This is a genomic window from Haematobacter genomosp. 1, assembly GCF_002196855.1.
GTDB lineage: Bacteria > Pseudomonadota > Alphaproteobacteria > Rhodobacterales > Rhodobacteraceae > Haematobacter.
Genome location: NZ_NIPW01000034.1, coordinates 1 through 15,446 on the forward strand (window position 1 = coordinate 1; position 15,446 = coordinate 15,446).

Consider the following 15,446-nt stretch of genomic DNA (forward strand, 5'->3'; position numbering starts at 1 on the left):
GCGGGCCCAGATTTCGGAGGGGAGCACGGGAAGCGGATAGGCCTCCGGGTTGATGCCGGTGGACAGGTCGAGCCACTCCGCCGCCGCGCCGCCATGCCGCGCGCGGGCCGCGTCCAGCCCGCCGCCGTGGTCCCGCGTCTCCGCCATCGCCCGCTCCTTCTGCGTCGCGGCGCTGCCGCCGTCCGTGTCGGGGGCGGTCAAATCGCAAAATCTTTGCGAAATCAACTCCGCAAGCGGCCCCGGGTGCAAAGAAGGCTGGCAGGATCGCCGGAGCGCGTTAGCATGGTGAAAGGCACGGGGAGGTGCCTGAGGGGGGGGAACGATCATGCCGAAGTCTGTGGCGGATCTCAGACGTCAGGAGATTGTGGCGAGCGCTGTCTCTGCGATTCAGCGGGAGGGCCTGCCATTTCCATCCTATGACGCCGTGGCGAGAGAAGCGGGAATGTCGCGTCAGTTGGTACGGCACTACTTTCCCGATGCGGAAAGCCTGATGGGCGCGGTGTCGCACGCCATTTCGGAAGTGCAGCAGGGCAGGGTGGCGACCGGGCTTGCCCGCGGTGACGAAAGCCGGCTGGGGGTGCTGTTCGACTATCACCTCGGCCTGCTGGACGAGGAGGATCCGCCGCGCGGAGCGCTCCAGCCGGTGGAGGATGCGCTGGTCGTGCTGGCCTGTCGCGCGCCCGATCTGCTGGAAGCGCTGGCAGAGCGGCAGGATGAACTGCGGCTGTCCATCGTCTCGGCGACGGCGGAAAGCTATCCGAGCCTGCCGCCCGCCGCCTGCGAGGAGATAGCCTTCGTCTTCGTGAGCCTCGTGCATGGTCACTGGCGCATGGTGCGGAGCTTCGGCTTCGACCGGGTCGGCAGTCTTCAGGCGCGGGCGGCGATGGACAGGCTCCTGCGCGCGCATCTGGAAGCAGCGATGGCGGAGAAACCGGCGCCCGTGACCCGGCGCGTCTGACACGCGCCATGCTGTCCGGCGGTCTGCCCCGCCGCAGTGGCTCATTGGGTTCTGTGTCGAGTGGGGCCTCTCGCCTGCCTGCGCGCGGGAGCTTCGGCTGGCTGTATCGTTGAGGCAGGCGATATTCCCGCGCCAGTGATCGGCAACTGCCGGAGGAAATGCATCGATACCGTACATGCCCCACGCCGTTAGGCTCGGCGTGCTCCATACTGCACCCTGTCACCACGAGGTCCACACTCACCCCTCTCGGGCGGCTGCTCTGTGGAACTGCGTCCGGGGCTTCGCCTGCGCTTCAGGCGGTGTCGATGGAGCGGGGCCAGACATACACCCGGGCCATGTCGAGAGGGGAGCGCCCCTTGGGTGGAATGGGACGAGGCTGCTTGAACACATGTCTTTCGGCAGCGATGTGGAATGAAAATTCAACCTCAAGGCTGCTTTCATGCCATCAGTGCGTGCAGATGAGGTCACTGGTCACTGGTCACTGAGTGGAGGAGAATGCCGCTCCGCCGCGCTGGAGCCTAGTTCTGGAATACTCACGGCCAAGGGAGCAGGCTTTCGATCCTGCCAGCGCGCGGCAGGCAGCTTCGGAGAAATGTGCGCGCACCCGCCACAGGATCGCTCCGGCGGAGAAGGGTGGCACCCACGGTTTCCGGTTGTGCGGAGCGGGCCTTTGCCTTTGCCTTTGGCACGGTCGGTGCCGGTGCAGGTGCAGCGGGCCAGAGTCCGACATGTGTCTTCCGCAGGTCATTCGCTCCGCCAGGGGGTGGAGCCCCGCGCCTGCCGTAACGGGTCCAGGTCGGTCATGCGGAAATCCCCTTCCGTCCGGGGTGCCGGACCCACACGGGGACGAGGCGCCAGTTCCGGGGAAGGGCCCGTCACCCCCGGAATGCCCGCCACCCTCGGACTGCCCGTCACCCCCGGAACGCCGCTCCGAGCGCTCAGTCCGAAGACTGACCGAGGAGGAACTGATATGTTGCCGGGAAGAAGCGGAAATCCTCCCCTTCGGCCCCGACGAAGCCCACGGCCGGGAAAGGCATGTGGTAGCCCACGAAGGGAATGCGCTCCTCCGCCAGCCGGGTGAGGATGGCGCGCCGCGTTTGTGCACCCTTGTCCTTGTCCATGTCGAAGCGGACGTGCCAGTCCGGCTTGGCGAGTGAGAAGGCGTAATGGTTCGCCACATCGCCGAGAATCATCAGGACGTGTCCCTCGCTCTGCACACGGAAGGAGAGGTGCCCGGGCGTGTGGCCGAAGGTCTCGATCGCGGTGATGCCGGGCGCGACCTCATGACCGCCGGCGATGAAGGCGGTCTTGTCGGCCAGTGGGCGGACATGGGACTCGAATCGCTCGTTGCCCGTCGTCGCCCAGTAGTCGAACTCCGCCCGCCCCATCACGTAGCGCGCATTGGGGAAGGTGGGCGCGCCCTGGGTCATCAGCCCGCCGATATGGTCTCCGTGCATATGGGTGAGGACGACGACATCGATGCTCGCGGGATCGATACCCGCGCCGCCGAGCGCCGCCGCCGTGGCGATGCCGTCAAGCCCGGTATCGAACAGCAGCACCATCTCTCCCTTATTCACCACGGTCGGCGCATAGCCGTTCCGCCCCTCGCTGTCGGAGAGGAAATAGGCGCGGGCCTGCGCGGCGAATTCCTCCGCGCTGGCGTTGAGGCCGAAGGTGGCATGGATATCCTGCATCGCGCCGGAGCCTGCGAGGACGGTCGTCACCTCCATCGCGCCAAGGGGGAAGCGGTAATGCGTGGGCATCGAGGCTCCGAGTGCCGGCGCGGCGGCGCTAGCGGGGGAAACGACGGGAAGGGTTGCGAGAAACGGAGCGGCAACCCCGCTCATCAGGGCCGTCCGGCGGGTCAATCCGGTCATGGCGGTTCTCCTGTGCTGCTTTGGTCCTGAAGGGTAGCGCAGGGATTGGAGAAATCCGCGCCTGATTGTCACCGCTGCGACGCGACGCCGCAGGGAAGGCGGTGGACAATGGAACGGGTTTGCGCGTGTTTCCCAGCACGCCAGCACGCCAGCACGCCAGCACGCCAGCACGCCAGCACGCCAGCACGCCAGCACGCCAGCACGCCAGCACGCCAGCACGCCAGCACGCCAGCACGCCAGCACGCCAGCACGCCAGCACGCCAGCACGCCAGCACGCCAGCACGCCAGCACGCCAGCACGCCAGCACGCCAGCACGCCAGCACGCCAAGGTTGGAAGTATAATCGTTTTGGTGTGGGTATGATTATGCCGTCACGTCTTGGTTGATCCGGCTAACGGTTATCTCAACCGTTTCGTGATTGAAGCGAAGGTGGGGGACTCGGCCATGAGGGGGTGCGAAGGAGCGGAAAAGTGGTTGATATGGCTGCCGGTCGCTTTATCAGAGCCCGCTGCCCGCTGCCCGCTGCCGCCCCTGCGGTATCAGGCTCCGGCTGCGAGTTGAGGAGAGGGCCAAGGCTGTTTCCTCATCTACCGCGGTGATGTGGAATACAGTTCCGATCCGATGCCACTTTCAGGACATCAGTACGCAAGTAAGGTCAGTGGTTGCAAAGGGGAACAAACTCCTCTGCACGTCGCTGGAGCCGAGTTTCGGCACGCTCCCGGCCGATCCGGCGCGGGGAGGCACCGGTCTTTGCGTGCGTGTGGCTGTTATGCGCTTTGTGAAGACAGCCTCTGATCGCGAACCGGAGGGTGCGTGGCACCATCGGGGAAGATGGGGTCCGGCTCGGTGGGCAGCCCTCGGCCGCTACGGTCCGGCAGGTCTGAAAGGTCGCTCTGAACCGCCCCCGGTTTACCGGAGAGCAGCAAGGGATAGCCCATGACAAGGCAGAGATCACTCCCGGCTGTCCCGCCGAGCTTTGCGAATGCGGTGGTTGGCTTCCCCAAGAGACCCGACGCACCTCGTCCTCCGCTGCCCTCCGCAGACGATACGGCCCACAAACAATATGGCCCGCCGCGCCGGCGAGGAAGCGGCATGGTCGAGCCCGCGCAGCACGGCCGTTTCGCTGGCTGACAGCTGAGGTGCCCATCATGCCCAGTCGGCCTGCGCAGCACCGCCGTTTCGCTGGGCGAGGCGGTGTTGGGCCTCCCGACCGCCAGCCCGGTCAGCAGGTCCGGTCAGGCAGGCCCGCTTAGGCAGACCCGGACCAGTCCGGCTCTCCTGCGGGATGTCTCCGCAGGAGCAGAGCCCGACCATGGCAGAGACGTCATTCCCACCAGCGGTCGATGGTGGCGATATCTTCGTCCGACCAGCCGAAATGGTGGGCCAGTTCATGGACCACCACATGACCGACCAGATCGCCGAGCGCGACATCCCCCCGCGCCACCCATTCGTCCAGGATGGGCCTGCGGAACAGCCAGATCGTATCGGGCCGCATCGGCTGATCCATCACGGATTTCTCCGGCAGCGGGATGCCTTCGTAGAGGCCGGTCAGCTCGAACGGATCCTCCATCTCCATCTCCGCCAGCAGATCCTCCGGCGCGAAATCCTCGACGCGGAGCGCGACCTTCAGCGCCTCCGCCCGGAACTGGCCCGGCAGCGCGGCGATGGCTTCCCGCGCCAGCGCCTCCATATCCTCAAGCGACGGGGGGGTGGTGCCCGCCCAGAGCAGATTCTCGTCGAGTTCTTCTTCGGTCATGGCATGTCTCCTGTCGCTGTTATGGACAAAAGCGACCGGCTGTGAAAGAGCAGCCTCAACAGGAGGCCGACCATGACCACGACCCGCTTCGCGCCCTCGCCGACCGGCTATCTCCATGTCGGCAACCTTCGCACCGCGCTCTTCAACTACCTGATCGCGCGGAAGGCGGGGGGAACCTTCATCCTGCGTCTCGATGATACCGACCGGGAGCGGTCCAAGCAGGAATATGCCGACGGGATCATGGAGGATCTCGAATGGCTGGGGCTGACGTGGGACCGGCTGGAGCGGCAGTCCGACCGGCTGGACCGGTATGAGACCTGCGCCGCAGAGCTTCGGCAGAAGGGGCGGCTCTACGAGGTGTTCGAAACCCCGGTGGAGCTGGACCTCAAACGCAAGAAGCAGCTCAACATGGGCAAGCCTCCGGTCTATGACCGCGCGGCGCTGAAGCTGACGGAAGCGGAGAAGGACGCCAAGCGGCTGGAGCAGCCCGGATACTGGCGCTTCCTGCTGGATCAGGAGCGGACGGAGTGGCAGGACGGCATCCTCGGCCAGATCTCCATCGACGCGGCCTCCGTGTCCGATCCGGTGCTGATCCGGGCGGATGGGCAGGTGCTCTATACCTTCGCCTCGGTGGTCGATGACGTCGATATGGGCGTGACCTATATCGTGCGCGGCTCCGACCACGTGACGAATACCGCGACGCAGATCCAGATCATCGAGGCGCTGGGCGCAACGCCGCCCGACTTCGCGCACCACAGCCTGCTGACGGGTGCGCAGGGCGAGGGGCTGTCCAAGCGGCTCGGCACGCTCTCCCTCCGTGATCTGCGGGCGCAGGGGGTGGAGCCGATGGCGCTGCTGTCGCTGATGGCGCGGCTTGGCTCCTCTCAGCCGGTGGAGCTGTTCCATTCCCTCGACGAGATCGCGGAGAACTTCTCGCTCGACCAGTTCGGCGCGGCACCGACCAAGTTCGACCCGGACGATCTGTTCCCGCTCACGCAGAAATATGTGCAGTCCCTGCCGCTTTCCGCGGTGAAGGAGCGGCTCACGGCGCTTGGCGTGCCGGAGGAGATGGCGGCGCCGTTCTGGAACGCAGTGAAGGACAACATTACCGTGCTCGCCGACCTCGATGGCTGGTGGAAACTGGTATCGGAGGGTGCGGAGCCCGTGGTAGCGCCGGAGGACGAGGAGTTCGTGGCGACCGCGCTCTCGCTTCTGCCGCCCGCCCCGCATGACGAAACCACCTGGGGCACCTGGACCGGCGCGGTGAAGGCGGCGACGGGGCGCAAGGGGCGCGGCCTGTTCATGCCGCTCCGCAAAGCGCTGACGGGCATGGATCACGGGCCGGAAATGGCCACACTCCTGCCGGTTCTGCGGAAAATTCCGACAAACCTGTGACGATTCGTGCGGCATGGCGCGCCCCCGTCCGGGGTTAGCGCTAACGATCTTGAGACTACCGTTCCACCTGATGACAGCCTCGTGGAACGGCGTTGCGCAAATGCGATTTTCTCGGCCATTTTTGCCTCTGCCAGGCGGCGAGGCGCATAGTTTGTTGCGAAGCCACATTTCATTGGCCATACCGGCTCGCAACGAAGAACGATCCAAGAGAGGGACACGAGTGTGAGAATAGGGGCGCCGAAGGAGAGCTTCGAGGGAGAAGCGCGCGTGGCGATGACGCCCGACAGCGCGCTTCAGCTTCAAAAGCTTGGATACGACTGCCTGATCCAGAGCGGAGCGGGGCTGAAGGCGGGCTTCACGGATGAAGCCTACAGGACAGCGAACGTGCGCGTGGTGCCGACGGAGGAGGAGCTGTTCCAGCTTTCCGACATCGTCGCCAAGGTGCGCCCGCCGACGGAGGCGGAAGCGGATCTCACACATTCCGGCCAGCTTCTGATTTCCTTCTTCTATCCGGCCCAGAACAAGGACCTGATGGAGCGTCTGAAGGACCGGGGCACCAGCGTCATCGCGATGGACATGGTGCCGCGGATTTCCCGCGCGCAGAAGATGGACGCGCTCTCCTCCATGGCCAACATCGCCGGTTATCGGGCGGTGATCGAGGCGGCGAACAACTTCGGCCGCTTCTTTACCGGGCAGGTGACGGCGGCGGGCAAGGTACCCCCCGCAAAGGTGCTGATCGTGGGCGCGGGCGTGGCAGGTCTTGCCGCCATCGGCGCGGCCACCTCTCTTGGCGCCATTGTCTATGCCTTCGACGTGCGGCCGGAAGTGGCCGAGCAGATCGAATCCATGGGCGCCAACTTCGTGTTCCTCGACTTCGAGGAAAGCCAGGACGGTGCTGCCACGGGGGGCTACGCCGCGCCCTCCAGCCCCGAGTTCCGGGAAAAGCAGCTTGCCAAGTTCCGTGAGCTGGCGCCGGAGATGGACATCGTCATCACCACCGCGCTGATCCCGGGCCGGGACGCGCCGGTGCTCTGGACGAAGGACATGGTCGAGGCGATGAAGCCCGGCTCCGTCATCATCGATCTCGCTGCCGAACGGGGCGGGAACTGCGAGCTGACGGTGCCGGATCAGAAGATCGTCACCGACAATGACGTGACCATCGTTGGCTACACCGACTTCCCCAGCCGGATGGCCACGCAGTCCTCCGCGCTCTATTCGACCAACATCCGCCACATGATGACCGACCTGACCCCCGCCAAGGACGGGCAGGTCGTTCAGAACATGGAGGATGACGTGATCCGCGGCGCGACCGTGGTGAAGGACAATGCGATCACCTTCCCGCCGCCGCCGCCCAAGGTGCAGGCCATCGCCGCGGCGAAGCCGAAGCCCAAGGAAAAGGAACTGACGCCGGAAGAGAAGCGCGCGGCCGAAACCGCCGCCTTCCGCAAGGCGACACTCAACCAGGTGGGTCTGCTCGTGGTCGGCACGCTCATCCTGCTGGTGCTCGGCAGCTTTGCGCCGGTGAGCTTCATGCAGCATATGGTGGTGTTCGCGCTGGCCTGCTTCGTCGGCTTCCAGGTGATCTGGAACGTCAGCCATTCGCTGCACACGCCGCTGATGGCCGTGACGAACGCGATCTCCTCCATCGTCATCGTGGGGGCGATCCTGCAGATCGGTTCCGGCTCCTGGCTCGTCACGATCCTTGCGGCGCTTGCCGTGCTTATGACTTCCGTCAACATCGTCGGCGGCTTCCTGGTCACGCGCCGGATGCTTGCCATGTTCCAGAAGAGCTGAGGAGGCGGAAATCATGTCCCTTGGAATGGTTGCTGCCGTCTATGTCGCGGCGGCGGTCCTGTTCATCCTGTCGCTGGGCGGCCTGTCCGGTCAGGAAAGCGCGAAACGCGCGGTGTGGTATGGCATCGCCGGCATGGCGCTGGCCTTCATCGCGACGCTTCTGGCGCCCGGTGTGCATGGCGACTGGCTCGTCCTGCTGATGGTCGTCATCGGCGGTGCGGCGGGCGTTGTGCTCGCCTCCCGGGTCGGGATGACGGAGATGCCGCAGCTCGTCGCGGCGATGCACAGTCTCGTCGGCCTCGCCGCCGTGATCATCGCGCTCAACGCGGAACTTGAGGCGGGCCGGGTCGCGCGCCTGCTCGCCTCCGGTGCCTCGCCGGAGACCTTCTCCGGGTTTGCGGCGGTTCTGGCGCACAAGTCCGGCGTCGAACTCGCCATCATGAAGGTGGAGGTGTTCCTCGGCATCTTCATCGGCGCGGTGACGTTCACCGGCTCCGTCGTCGCCTTCGGCAAACTGGCCGGCAAGGTGGATGGCAAGCCGAAGAAACTGCCGGGCGGCCATCTGCTCAACCTCGCTGCGCTGCTGGTCTGCATCATCCTCGGGGTGATGTATTTCAACGGTGCGGGCATCTGGACGATGATCGTCACGGCGATCCTCGCGGGCTTCATCGGCTGGCACCTGATCATGGGGATCGGTGGCGCGGACATGCCCGTCGTGGTCTCCATGCTGAACAGCTACTCCGGCTGGGCGGCGGCGGCGATCGGCTTCACGCTGGGCAACGACCTGCTGATCGTGGTGGGCGCGCTCGTCGGGTCTTCCGGTGCGATCCTGTCCTACATCATGTGCAAGGCGATGAACCGCTCCTTCGTGAGCGTGATCCTCGGCGGCTTCGGTGGCACCACGGGCCCCGCGATGGAGATCACCGGCGAGCAGATCGCCATCGACGCGGAGGGTGTTGCCGCCGCGCTGAACGATGCCGATTCCGTCGTCATCGTGCCGGGCTACGGCATGGCGGTCGCGCAGGCGCAGCAGTCGGTGTCGGAACTGGTCCGCAAGCTTCGCGCGGCGGGCAAGGAAGTGCGCTTCGGCATCCACCCGGTCGCGGGCCGTCTGCCGGGGCACATGAACGTGCTGCTGGCGGAGGCGAAGGTGCCCTACGACATCGTGCTGGAGATGGACGAGATCAACGACGACTTCCCGAACACGGATGTGGTCATCGTCATCGGCTCCAACGACGTGGTGAACCCCGCTGCGCAGGAAGATCCGAACTCCCCCATCGCGGGGATGCCGGTGCTGGAGGTGTGGAAAGCCAAGCAGGTGTTCGTGTCGAAACGTGGCGCGGGAACCGGCTATTCGGGGATCGAGAACCCGCTGTTCTACAAGGACAACACGCGGATGTTCTACGGCGATGCCAAGAAGTCGCTGGACCAGCTCCTGCCGCTGATCAACTGAGACTGGCTGAAACGGCCATAATCTGCTAAAATATTAGGCGCCCGGTGATTGCCGGGCGTCTTTTCATTTGAGGTATTTCATCATGCTGGCTTTTCCGAAGACCGCGGTGGCGGGCTATTTCTTCCTTTGTTCCGATGCCCCGCGCGAATACATCCATTGCGACAGCGCCACCACGGCTGGCCGACAGAGGGGAGGCGCCCCCCCGCGGCGGAGCCTTTTCTGGCGCGTCCTGTTCTGAGCGAAACGATCTGCGCGAAACGAAAAGGCGCCCCCCGGGGGCGCCTTGCCTGCCTGCCTGAAGTCTCACCGCCCGCGGATGCGGGGGTCGAGCGCGTCGCGCAGGCCGTCGCCGATATAGTTCACCGACAGCACCGTGAGTGAGATGGCCAACCCCGGCCAGATCACCCGCTCGGGGTATTGCTGGAGGTAGTCCACCGCGTCGTAGAGCAGCCGTCCCCACGTCGGGAAGTCAGGCGGAAAACCCAGCCCGAGAAAGGAAAGCGAGCTTTCCGTGATGATCGCCGTGGCGATCCCCAGGGTAGCGGAAACCATGATGGGCGAGAGGATGTTGGGCAGGATGTGGCGCAGGATCATCTTGTTCGGCCGTGTCCCGATGGAGCGCGCGGGAACGAATTCCCGTTCCTTGATGGCCAGAACGTCACCCCGCACGATGCGCGCGGTGTGCATCCAGCTCGTGACCCCGATGGCGGTCACGATCAGCAGGAAGGTGCCCATCTCCGGCCCGAGCCAGCCCGAAAGCGGCTCCCGGAACAGCAGCACCATGACCAGCAGCAGCGGCAGCAGCGGCAGGGCGAGGAACAGGTCCGTCAGCCGCATGAGCGGGCCGTCCAGCCGCCGGAAGTAGCCCGCCACCACGCCCACAAGCGTGCCGAGGAGCATCGACAGCACCATTGCCGTCAGCCCCACCGCGACGGAAACCCGCCCCCCCGCCATCATCCGCGCCAGCATGTCGCGGCCCAGCTGGTCGGTGCCCAGCGGATGCAGCAGGCTCGGGCCCTGATTGCGGGCACGGATGTCGATGGTCGTCGGATCCGCGTGCCACAGATAGGGGCCGAGGACGACGCCGAACACGATCAGCAGGAACACCGCCGCGCCGATCAGCGCACCCTTGTGGCTGCGGAACTGCCGCCAGATGTCCACCCACTGGCTGCGGGGCGGCTTGGCCGCGGTCTTGGCCAGCGTTGCATCAGTCATAGCGGATCCTCGGGTCCAGAATGCCGTAGAGAATGTCGGCGATCAGGTTGAAAAGCACGATCAGCACCGCGAAGATGAAGGTCAGGGTCTGCACCATCGGGATGTCATTGGCATAGATCGCGGTGATGAGGAGTTGCCCCAACCCGTTCACCTTGAACACCTGCTCCGTGATGATCGCTCCACCGAAGATCGTCGGAACACCAAGCGCGATCACCGTGATGACCGGGATCAGCGAGTTGCGCAGCACATGGCTGAGGACCACGGTCTTTTCCGACAGCCCCTTGGCCCGCGCCGTCCGCACGTAGTCCTGGTTGAGATTGTCGAGCATGGAGGCACGCATGAACCGGCTGATCTGGCTGGCGTTGTAGAGCGCGAGCACGAAGACCGGCATCGCCATCTGCCGCGCCTGCTGGAGGAACGTGTCCCAGGAATTCACCACCAGCGTCGTATCGTAGATGGAGGGGAACCATCCGAGATAGACGGAGAAGATCACGATCATCAGCACCCCGGTAAAGAAGGTGGGCACCGAATAACCGATCATGGAGACGAAGGTGCCGATCTGGTCGAACCAGGAATACTGCCGGTAGGCGGAAATGATCCCGATGGGCAGTGCGAGCAGCACGCCGACCACATAGGACAGGCCCACGACCCAGAGCGTCTGTGGCAGGCGCTGTGCGATGACATCGGCCACCGGGCTGCGGCTCTGCCAGGACAGGATGCGTTGCTGACCGGCGGCGAATTCGTGGCCGGTGAGATTGCCGAGGATATGCAGCGGTTCCACCCAGAAGAACTGGTAGAGCCACAGCCCGTAGCGGACATAGATGGGTTGGTTGAGGCCGAGCGCCTCGCGCATCTTGTCGCGCACTTCGGGAGGAATGGTCAGCGGCATCTGCGCCATCGGATCGCCGGGAGCGAGGTCGAGAAGCAGGAAGATGACCAGCGAGATGAACAGCAGTGTCGGGATCGCCAGCAGGAGCCGGCGGAGCGTATAGGTGAACATGGCGCCTCGTGGAGCGTGCGGCGGAATGGCCGGGGGAGGGGGCGCCCCACCCGGAAAGGCGGGGCGCCCGACGGATCAGATCACTTGATCCGGTACCAGTCCGCCGCGTTCCACAGCTCGCTGTCCCAGGTGTTCAGGACGACGCCGCCCAAGGTCTTGGATTTGCCCGACACCCGGCCGCGATCGACCAGCGGCAGCAGGACGGATTGCTGCATGTAGAGGTCGTGCGCTTCCTTGGCGATCTTCGTGCGCTCCTCGAACACGCCGGTCTCGCCCAGCTTGTCGATCAGGGCGTCATAGGCCGGATCGCAGAACCGGTTGATGTTCTCGCCCTGCCAGCCGGTTTCCGGGCGCGGCTCGTTGTTGCACTTGTACATGGCAAGATAGGCTTCCGGGTCCGTCCCGTCGAAGTTGTTCGCGTACATCTCCACGTCCGCGTAGAACTTCTGGAATGTGTCCGGGCTGCCGGGATCGCCGCCGAAGAACACGGAGGGATCGACGGTGCGCAGCTCGGTCTGCACCCCGATATCCTGCCACCACTGCTTGATGAGCGCCTGGAAGTCCTGACGGATCGCGTTGACCGGCGCCTGGAAGATGATGGCGAGCTTCTGGCCATCCTTCACGCGGATGCCGTCCGGCCCGGGAACCCAGCCTGCCTCGTCGAGAAGCGCCTTGGCGCCGGCCACGTCCTGCGTCAGGCAGGCGTCGTTGGCGGTGGAGGCGAAGGCTTCCGGCGCGGGGACGAGGTTGCAGGTCGCCCGGCCCGCCTGCCCATAGCCGATCTCCGTCAGCAGCGGGCGGTCGATCGCCATGGAGAGCGCCTTGCGCACCCGGATGTCGGAGAAGAAGGGATGCGGCTCCTTGCGGGTCGAACGCGTCTCTGCCGGAAGGGCGGGGCTCGGGTTGGTGAGGTTCAGCTCAAGCCGTTCCACCAGCGTGCCGAAGCCGGTGACAAGCTCTCCCTTGCCGGCGGCCACCATCTTCTCCAGCACCTCGGGCGGAAGCTGCAGGTTCCAGGCGTAGTCGAACTCGCCCGTCTCCAGCACGGAGCGCGCCGCCGCCGCCGCATCGCCGCCGCCCTTGAACGTCACGGTGGCAAAGGCGGGCTTCGCCGGGTCGCGGTAGTTCGGGTTCGCTTTCAGCGAGATCACGTCGTTGGGGCGGAATTCGGTCGCCACGTAGGGCCCGGTGCCGATGGGGCCGAAGTTCGCGCTGGTGCAGGTGGGCGCCTTGGTGCCGAGGCATTCGGCGAACTGCGCCTTCTGGATGATCGGGGACTGGCCGCCGACGAAGGGCAGGTAGGGGTTCGGCTTCGGTCCTTCGAAGGTCACCTTGATCGTCAGCTCGTCCACGGCCTCGACCGTCTTGACGCCCTCGAACTTGGAAAGCTGCGCGCAACCGCCCTCGGGATGCATGCAGTATTCAGCGGTGAACACGATGTCTGCCGAGGTCAGCGGCGAGCCGTCGGACCATTTCAGCCCCGGCTTCAGCTTCCAGGTGATGGAGGTCATGTCCTGCGACACGCCGCCATTCTCCAGCGTCGGGATCTCGTCCACCAGATAGGGAACGCGCTCACCCTTTTCGTTGTAGCGCGCGAGCGGCTCGATGATGAGGGAGGAGCTTTCGATGTCCTTCGTGCCCCCCGACAGATAGGGGTTCAGGATGGAGGGGGCCTGATAATAGATGATGTTCAGATGGCCGTCCGCGCCGCGTTCCGCCATGGCGGCGGCAGGCAGAAGCGCGATCAGCGCCGCCGCTCCCCTCAGGGCCGTGGTTCGTCTCATGGAAGTCTCCTTGCTGGAATTGAAACTGCGCGGTCTGCCGGGGTTCCTTCCCCGATCGACGGACTGTGAGGGCTGTGGGCGGACGACATTTCTGGCTGCTTGTCCTTGACCGCTCGGCGCTTTCCGATGACCGTTTCGCCTCCACACTCTGTCACGGGAAGATGCGATTGCAAGCGCGGCGTGTGGCGAAGTCAAATCATCTCTGTGTCGCGATCAGGCCATTCATCGGCGCAAACAGTGGTTTTTGCCCAAGCGATGAGCGATAAGCTCAAAATATAGACCATCGACCGGAGCATGTATGCGGTGCAGGAGGCGGCGTTTGACTTTTTCGCGGGCTGCTCCCTAGCGTGACCCATCCTCTGAAGGAGACGCATATGCTCGACGATCCCGCCGCCGCGAAGCCGCTTGTCTCGGTGGAAAAGCTCCGGGTGGAGTTCGATACCAATGATGGAGTCGTGGTCGGAGTGGAGGATGTCAGCTTTGCCATCCGCCCCGGAGAGACGGTCTGCGTCGTCGGCGAATCGGGTTCCGGGAAGTCTGTCACCTCGCTGTCGCTCATGCGGCTTGTGCAATACGGCGGCGGCACAATCGCGGGCGGCAAGCTCATGTTCACCCGCGAGTCGGGGGAGACGGTCGATCTGTCGCAGGCGGATCCCTCGCTCATGCGCACGATCCGCGGCAACGAGATCGGCATGATCTTTCAGGAGCCGATGACCTCCCTCAACCCGGTGTTCACGGTGGAGCGGCAGTTGGTGGAGGGGCTTCGCGTTCACAAGGGCCTGTCGAAGGAGGCAGCGCGGGAGCGGGCGCTCGACCTCATGCGGCAGGTGCGCATCCCGGAGCCGGAGCGGCGGCTGAAGCAGTATCCGCATGAGCTGTCGGGGGGCATGCGGCAGCGCGTGGTGATCGCCATGGCCATGGCCTGCGAGCCGCGCCTGCTGATCGCCGACGAACCGACGACCGCGCTCGACGTGACCATCCAGGCGGAGATCCTCGCCCTCATCGACCGGCTGAAGCGGGAGCATGGCACGGCTGTGCTGTTCATCACGCATGACATGGCGGTGGTGGCGCAGATGGCCGACCGGGTGGTGGTGATGTTCCGCGGCAACATGGTGGAGGAGGGGACGGTCGAGGAGATCTTCTCCAACCCGCAGAAGGACTACACCAAGGCGCTGCTCGCAGCCGTCCCGAAGCTCGGGGAGATGCGTGGCAAGTCCGCGCCCGAACCCATGCGCATCATGGGTGCCGAACCCGCCAAGGTTGCAGACGCGCTCATCCCCGCACGGGAGCCGAAGGTGCTGCTGGACGTCCAGCATCTGACGACGCGCTTCCCGGTGAAGGGCGGGCTGATGCGCCGGACGGTCGCCAATGTCCACGCGGTGGAGGATGTGAGCTTTCGCCTCAACGTGGGCGAAACCCTGTCGCTGGTCGGCGAATCCGGCTGCGGCAAGTCCACCACGGGCCGGTCGATCCTGCGGCTGGTGGAGCCGGACGAGGGGCGCATCTGGATGGACGGCAAGGACGTGCGCCTGCTTTCCGAATCCCAGCTGCGGGATATGCGGCGCGAGATGCAGATGATCTTTCAGGATCCCTTCGCCTCGTTGAACCCGCAGCGCCGCCTTTCGGATCAGGTGGCGGAGCCGATCGTCAACTACGGGCTGATGAGCGGCGCAGAGCTGGAGGAGCGGGTGGCGGGCCTGTTCGACCGGGTGGAACTGCCGCGCTCCTTCCTGCGGCGCTATCCGCACGAACTGTCGGGCGGCCAGCGGCAGCGGGTGGCGATCGCGCGGGCGCTGGCCCTTAACCCGCAGCTGATCGTCGCCGATGAGGCGGTGTCGGCCCTCGATGTGAGCGTGCAGGCGCAGGTGCTGAACCTGATGATGGAACTGCAGGCGGAGCTGGGACTGTCCTTCCTGTTCATCAGCCATGATATGGCGGTGGTGGAGCGGGTCTCCCACCACGTCGGTGTGATGTATCTGGGGCGGATCGTGGAGATCGGGCCGCGGCAGGCGATCTTCGAGGATCCGCGCCATGCCTACACCCGCTCCCTGCTCTCCGCCGTTCCGGTGGCCGATCCGTCGCGCAAGAAGATCCGTGAGGATCTGAGCTTCAAGCCCATCCCCTCGCCGATCTTCCCGGTCGGCCACGAGCCCGCTCCCTCGCTCTACGATGAGGTCGGTCCGGGCCACTTCGTCCTGCAATCCTGAATGAGCGC

Annotated in this window: 10 protein-coding genes and 1 pseudogene; 5 read left to right on the top strand and 6 right to left on the bottom strand. The window is 65.2% G+C overall.

Going from position 1 to position 15,446, the window contains the following annotated elements; genetic code table 11:
- Positions 1–147 (bottom strand): annotated as a pseudogene (locus CDV49_RS16140) (threonine-phosphate decarboxylase); the annotation flags it as partial.
- Between the two features lie 178 nt (positions 148–325).
- Here CDV49_RS16140 and CDV49_RS16145 point away from each other — a divergent pair.
- Positions 326–958, top strand: a complete 633-nt coding sequence (locus CDV49_RS16145) for a TetR/AcrR family transcriptional regulator (protein ID WP_143413188.1) — start codon at positions 326–328, stop codon at positions 956–958.
- Positions 959–1,896: 938 nt separating this feature from the next.
- Here the strand turns inward: CDV49_RS16145 and CDV49_RS16150 are convergent.
- On the bottom strand, positions 1,897–2,835 hold the full coding sequence (locus tag CDV49_RS16150; RefSeq protein ID WP_088216445.1) for an MBL fold metallo-hydrolase: 939 nt from the start codon (positions 2,833–2,835) through the stop codon (positions 1,897–1,899).
- Between the two features lie 1,323 nt (positions 2,836–4,158).
- Complete coding sequence (locus CDV49_RS16155; protein ID WP_035741539.1) at positions 4,159–4,590, bottom strand: metallopeptidase family protein; 432 nt, start codon at positions 4,588–4,590, stop codon at positions 4,159–4,161.
- 72 nt (positions 4,591–4,662) lie between these two features.
- Between CDV49_RS16155 and gltX the strand changes: the two genes are divergently transcribed.
- The 3 genes from gltX to CDV49_RS16170 all read left to right on the top strand — a co-directional run bounded on the left by gltX (position 4,663) and on the right by CDV49_RS16170 (position 9,232).
- Positions 4,663–5,985 (top strand): glutamate--tRNA ligase, encoded by a 1,323-nt coding sequence (gltX, locus tag CDV49_RS16160; protein WP_088216446.1) that lies wholly within the window; start codon positions 4,663–4,665, stop codon positions 5,983–5,985.
- 222 nt (positions 5,986–6,207) lie between these two features.
- Complete coding sequence (locus CDV49_RS16165; RefSeq protein ID WP_088216447.1) at positions 6,208–7,779, top strand: Re/Si-specific NAD(P)(+) transhydrogenase subunit alpha; 1,572 nt, start codon at positions 6,208–6,210, stop codon at positions 7,777–7,779.
- 13 nt (positions 7,780–7,792) lie between these two features.
- Positions 7,793–9,232, top strand: coding sequence for an NAD(P)(+) transhydrogenase (Re/Si-specific) subunit beta (locus CDV49_RS16170; RefSeq protein ID WP_088216448.1), 1,440 nt, complete (start codon positions 7,793–7,795; stop codon positions 9,230–9,232).
- A 303-nt stretch (positions 9,233–9,535) separates the two neighbouring features.
- On the opposite strand, the gene CDV49_RS16175 is transcribed toward CDV49_RS16170, so the two are convergent.
- The 3 genes from CDV49_RS16175 to CDV49_RS16185 form a co-directional block, all read right to left on the bottom strand.
- A complete protein-coding gene (locus tag CDV49_RS16175) occupies positions 9,536–10,447 on the bottom strand; it encodes an ABC transporter permease (RefSeq protein WP_088216449.1) in 912 nt (303 codons plus the stop codon).
- Positions 10,440–11,447, bottom strand: a complete 1,008-nt coding sequence (locus CDV49_RS16180; protein ID WP_088216450.1) for an ABC transporter permease — start codon at positions 11,445–11,447, stop codon at positions 10,440–10,442. The genes CDV49_RS16175 and CDV49_RS16180 overlap by 8 nt, the downstream gene beginning before the upstream one ends.
- 80 nt (positions 11,448–11,527) lie before the next feature.
- Positions 11,528–13,231, bottom strand: coding sequence for a peptide ABC transporter substrate-binding protein (locus CDV49_RS16185; protein WP_088216451.1), 1,704 nt, complete (start codon positions 13,229–13,231; stop codon positions 11,528–11,530).
- Positions 13,232–13,605: 374 nt separating this feature from the next.
- Between CDV49_RS16185 and CDV49_RS16195 the strand changes: the two genes are divergently transcribed.
- Positions 13,606–15,438 carry an ABC transporter ATP-binding protein gene (locus CDV49_RS16195; protein WP_088216453.1) on the top strand — a complete coding sequence of 611 codons (1,833 nt, stop codon included), beginning with the start codon at positions 13,606–13,608 and terminating at the stop codon, positions 15,436–15,438.
- The last annotated feature ends 8 nt before the right edge of the window (positions 15,439–15,446 follow it).

Bases quoted from the DNA above. Each gene is read 5' to 3' on its own strand.
- CDV49_RS16175 (WP_088216449.1), bottom strand. From the start codon at position 10,447: ATGACTGATGCAACGCTGGCCAAGACCGCGGCCAAGCCGCCCCGCAGC.
- CDV49_RS16195 (WP_088216453.1), top strand. From the start codon at position 13,606: ATGCTCGACGATCCCGCCGCCGCGAAGCCGCTTGTCTCGGTGGAAAAG.
- CDV49_RS16155 (WP_035741539.1), bottom strand. From the start codon at position 4,590: ATGACCGAAGAAGAACTCGACGAGAATCTGCTCTGGGCGGGCACCACC.
- CDV49_RS16170 (WP_088216448.1), top strand. From the start codon at position 7,793: ATGTCCCTTGGAATGGTTGCTGCCGTCTATGTCGCGGCGGCGGTCCTG.
- CDV49_RS16150 (WP_088216445.1), bottom strand. From the start codon at position 2,835: ATGACCGGATTGACCCGCCGGACGGCCCTGATGAGCGGGGTTGCCGCT.
- gltX (WP_088216446.1), top strand. From the start codon at position 4,663: ATGACCACGACCCGCTTCGCGCCCTCGCCGACCGGCTATCTCCATGTC.
- CDV49_RS16180 (WP_088216450.1), bottom strand. From the start codon at position 11,447: ATGTTCACCTATACGCTCCGCCGGCTCCTGCTGGCGATCCCGACACTG.
- CDV49_RS16185 (WP_088216451.1), bottom strand. From the start codon at position 13,231: ATGAGACGAACCACGGCCCTGAGGGGAGCGGCGGCGCTGATCGCGCTT.
- CDV49_RS16145 (WP_143413188.1), top strand. From the start codon at position 326: ATGCCGAAGTCTGTGGCGGATCTCAGACGTCAGGAGATTGTGGCGAGC.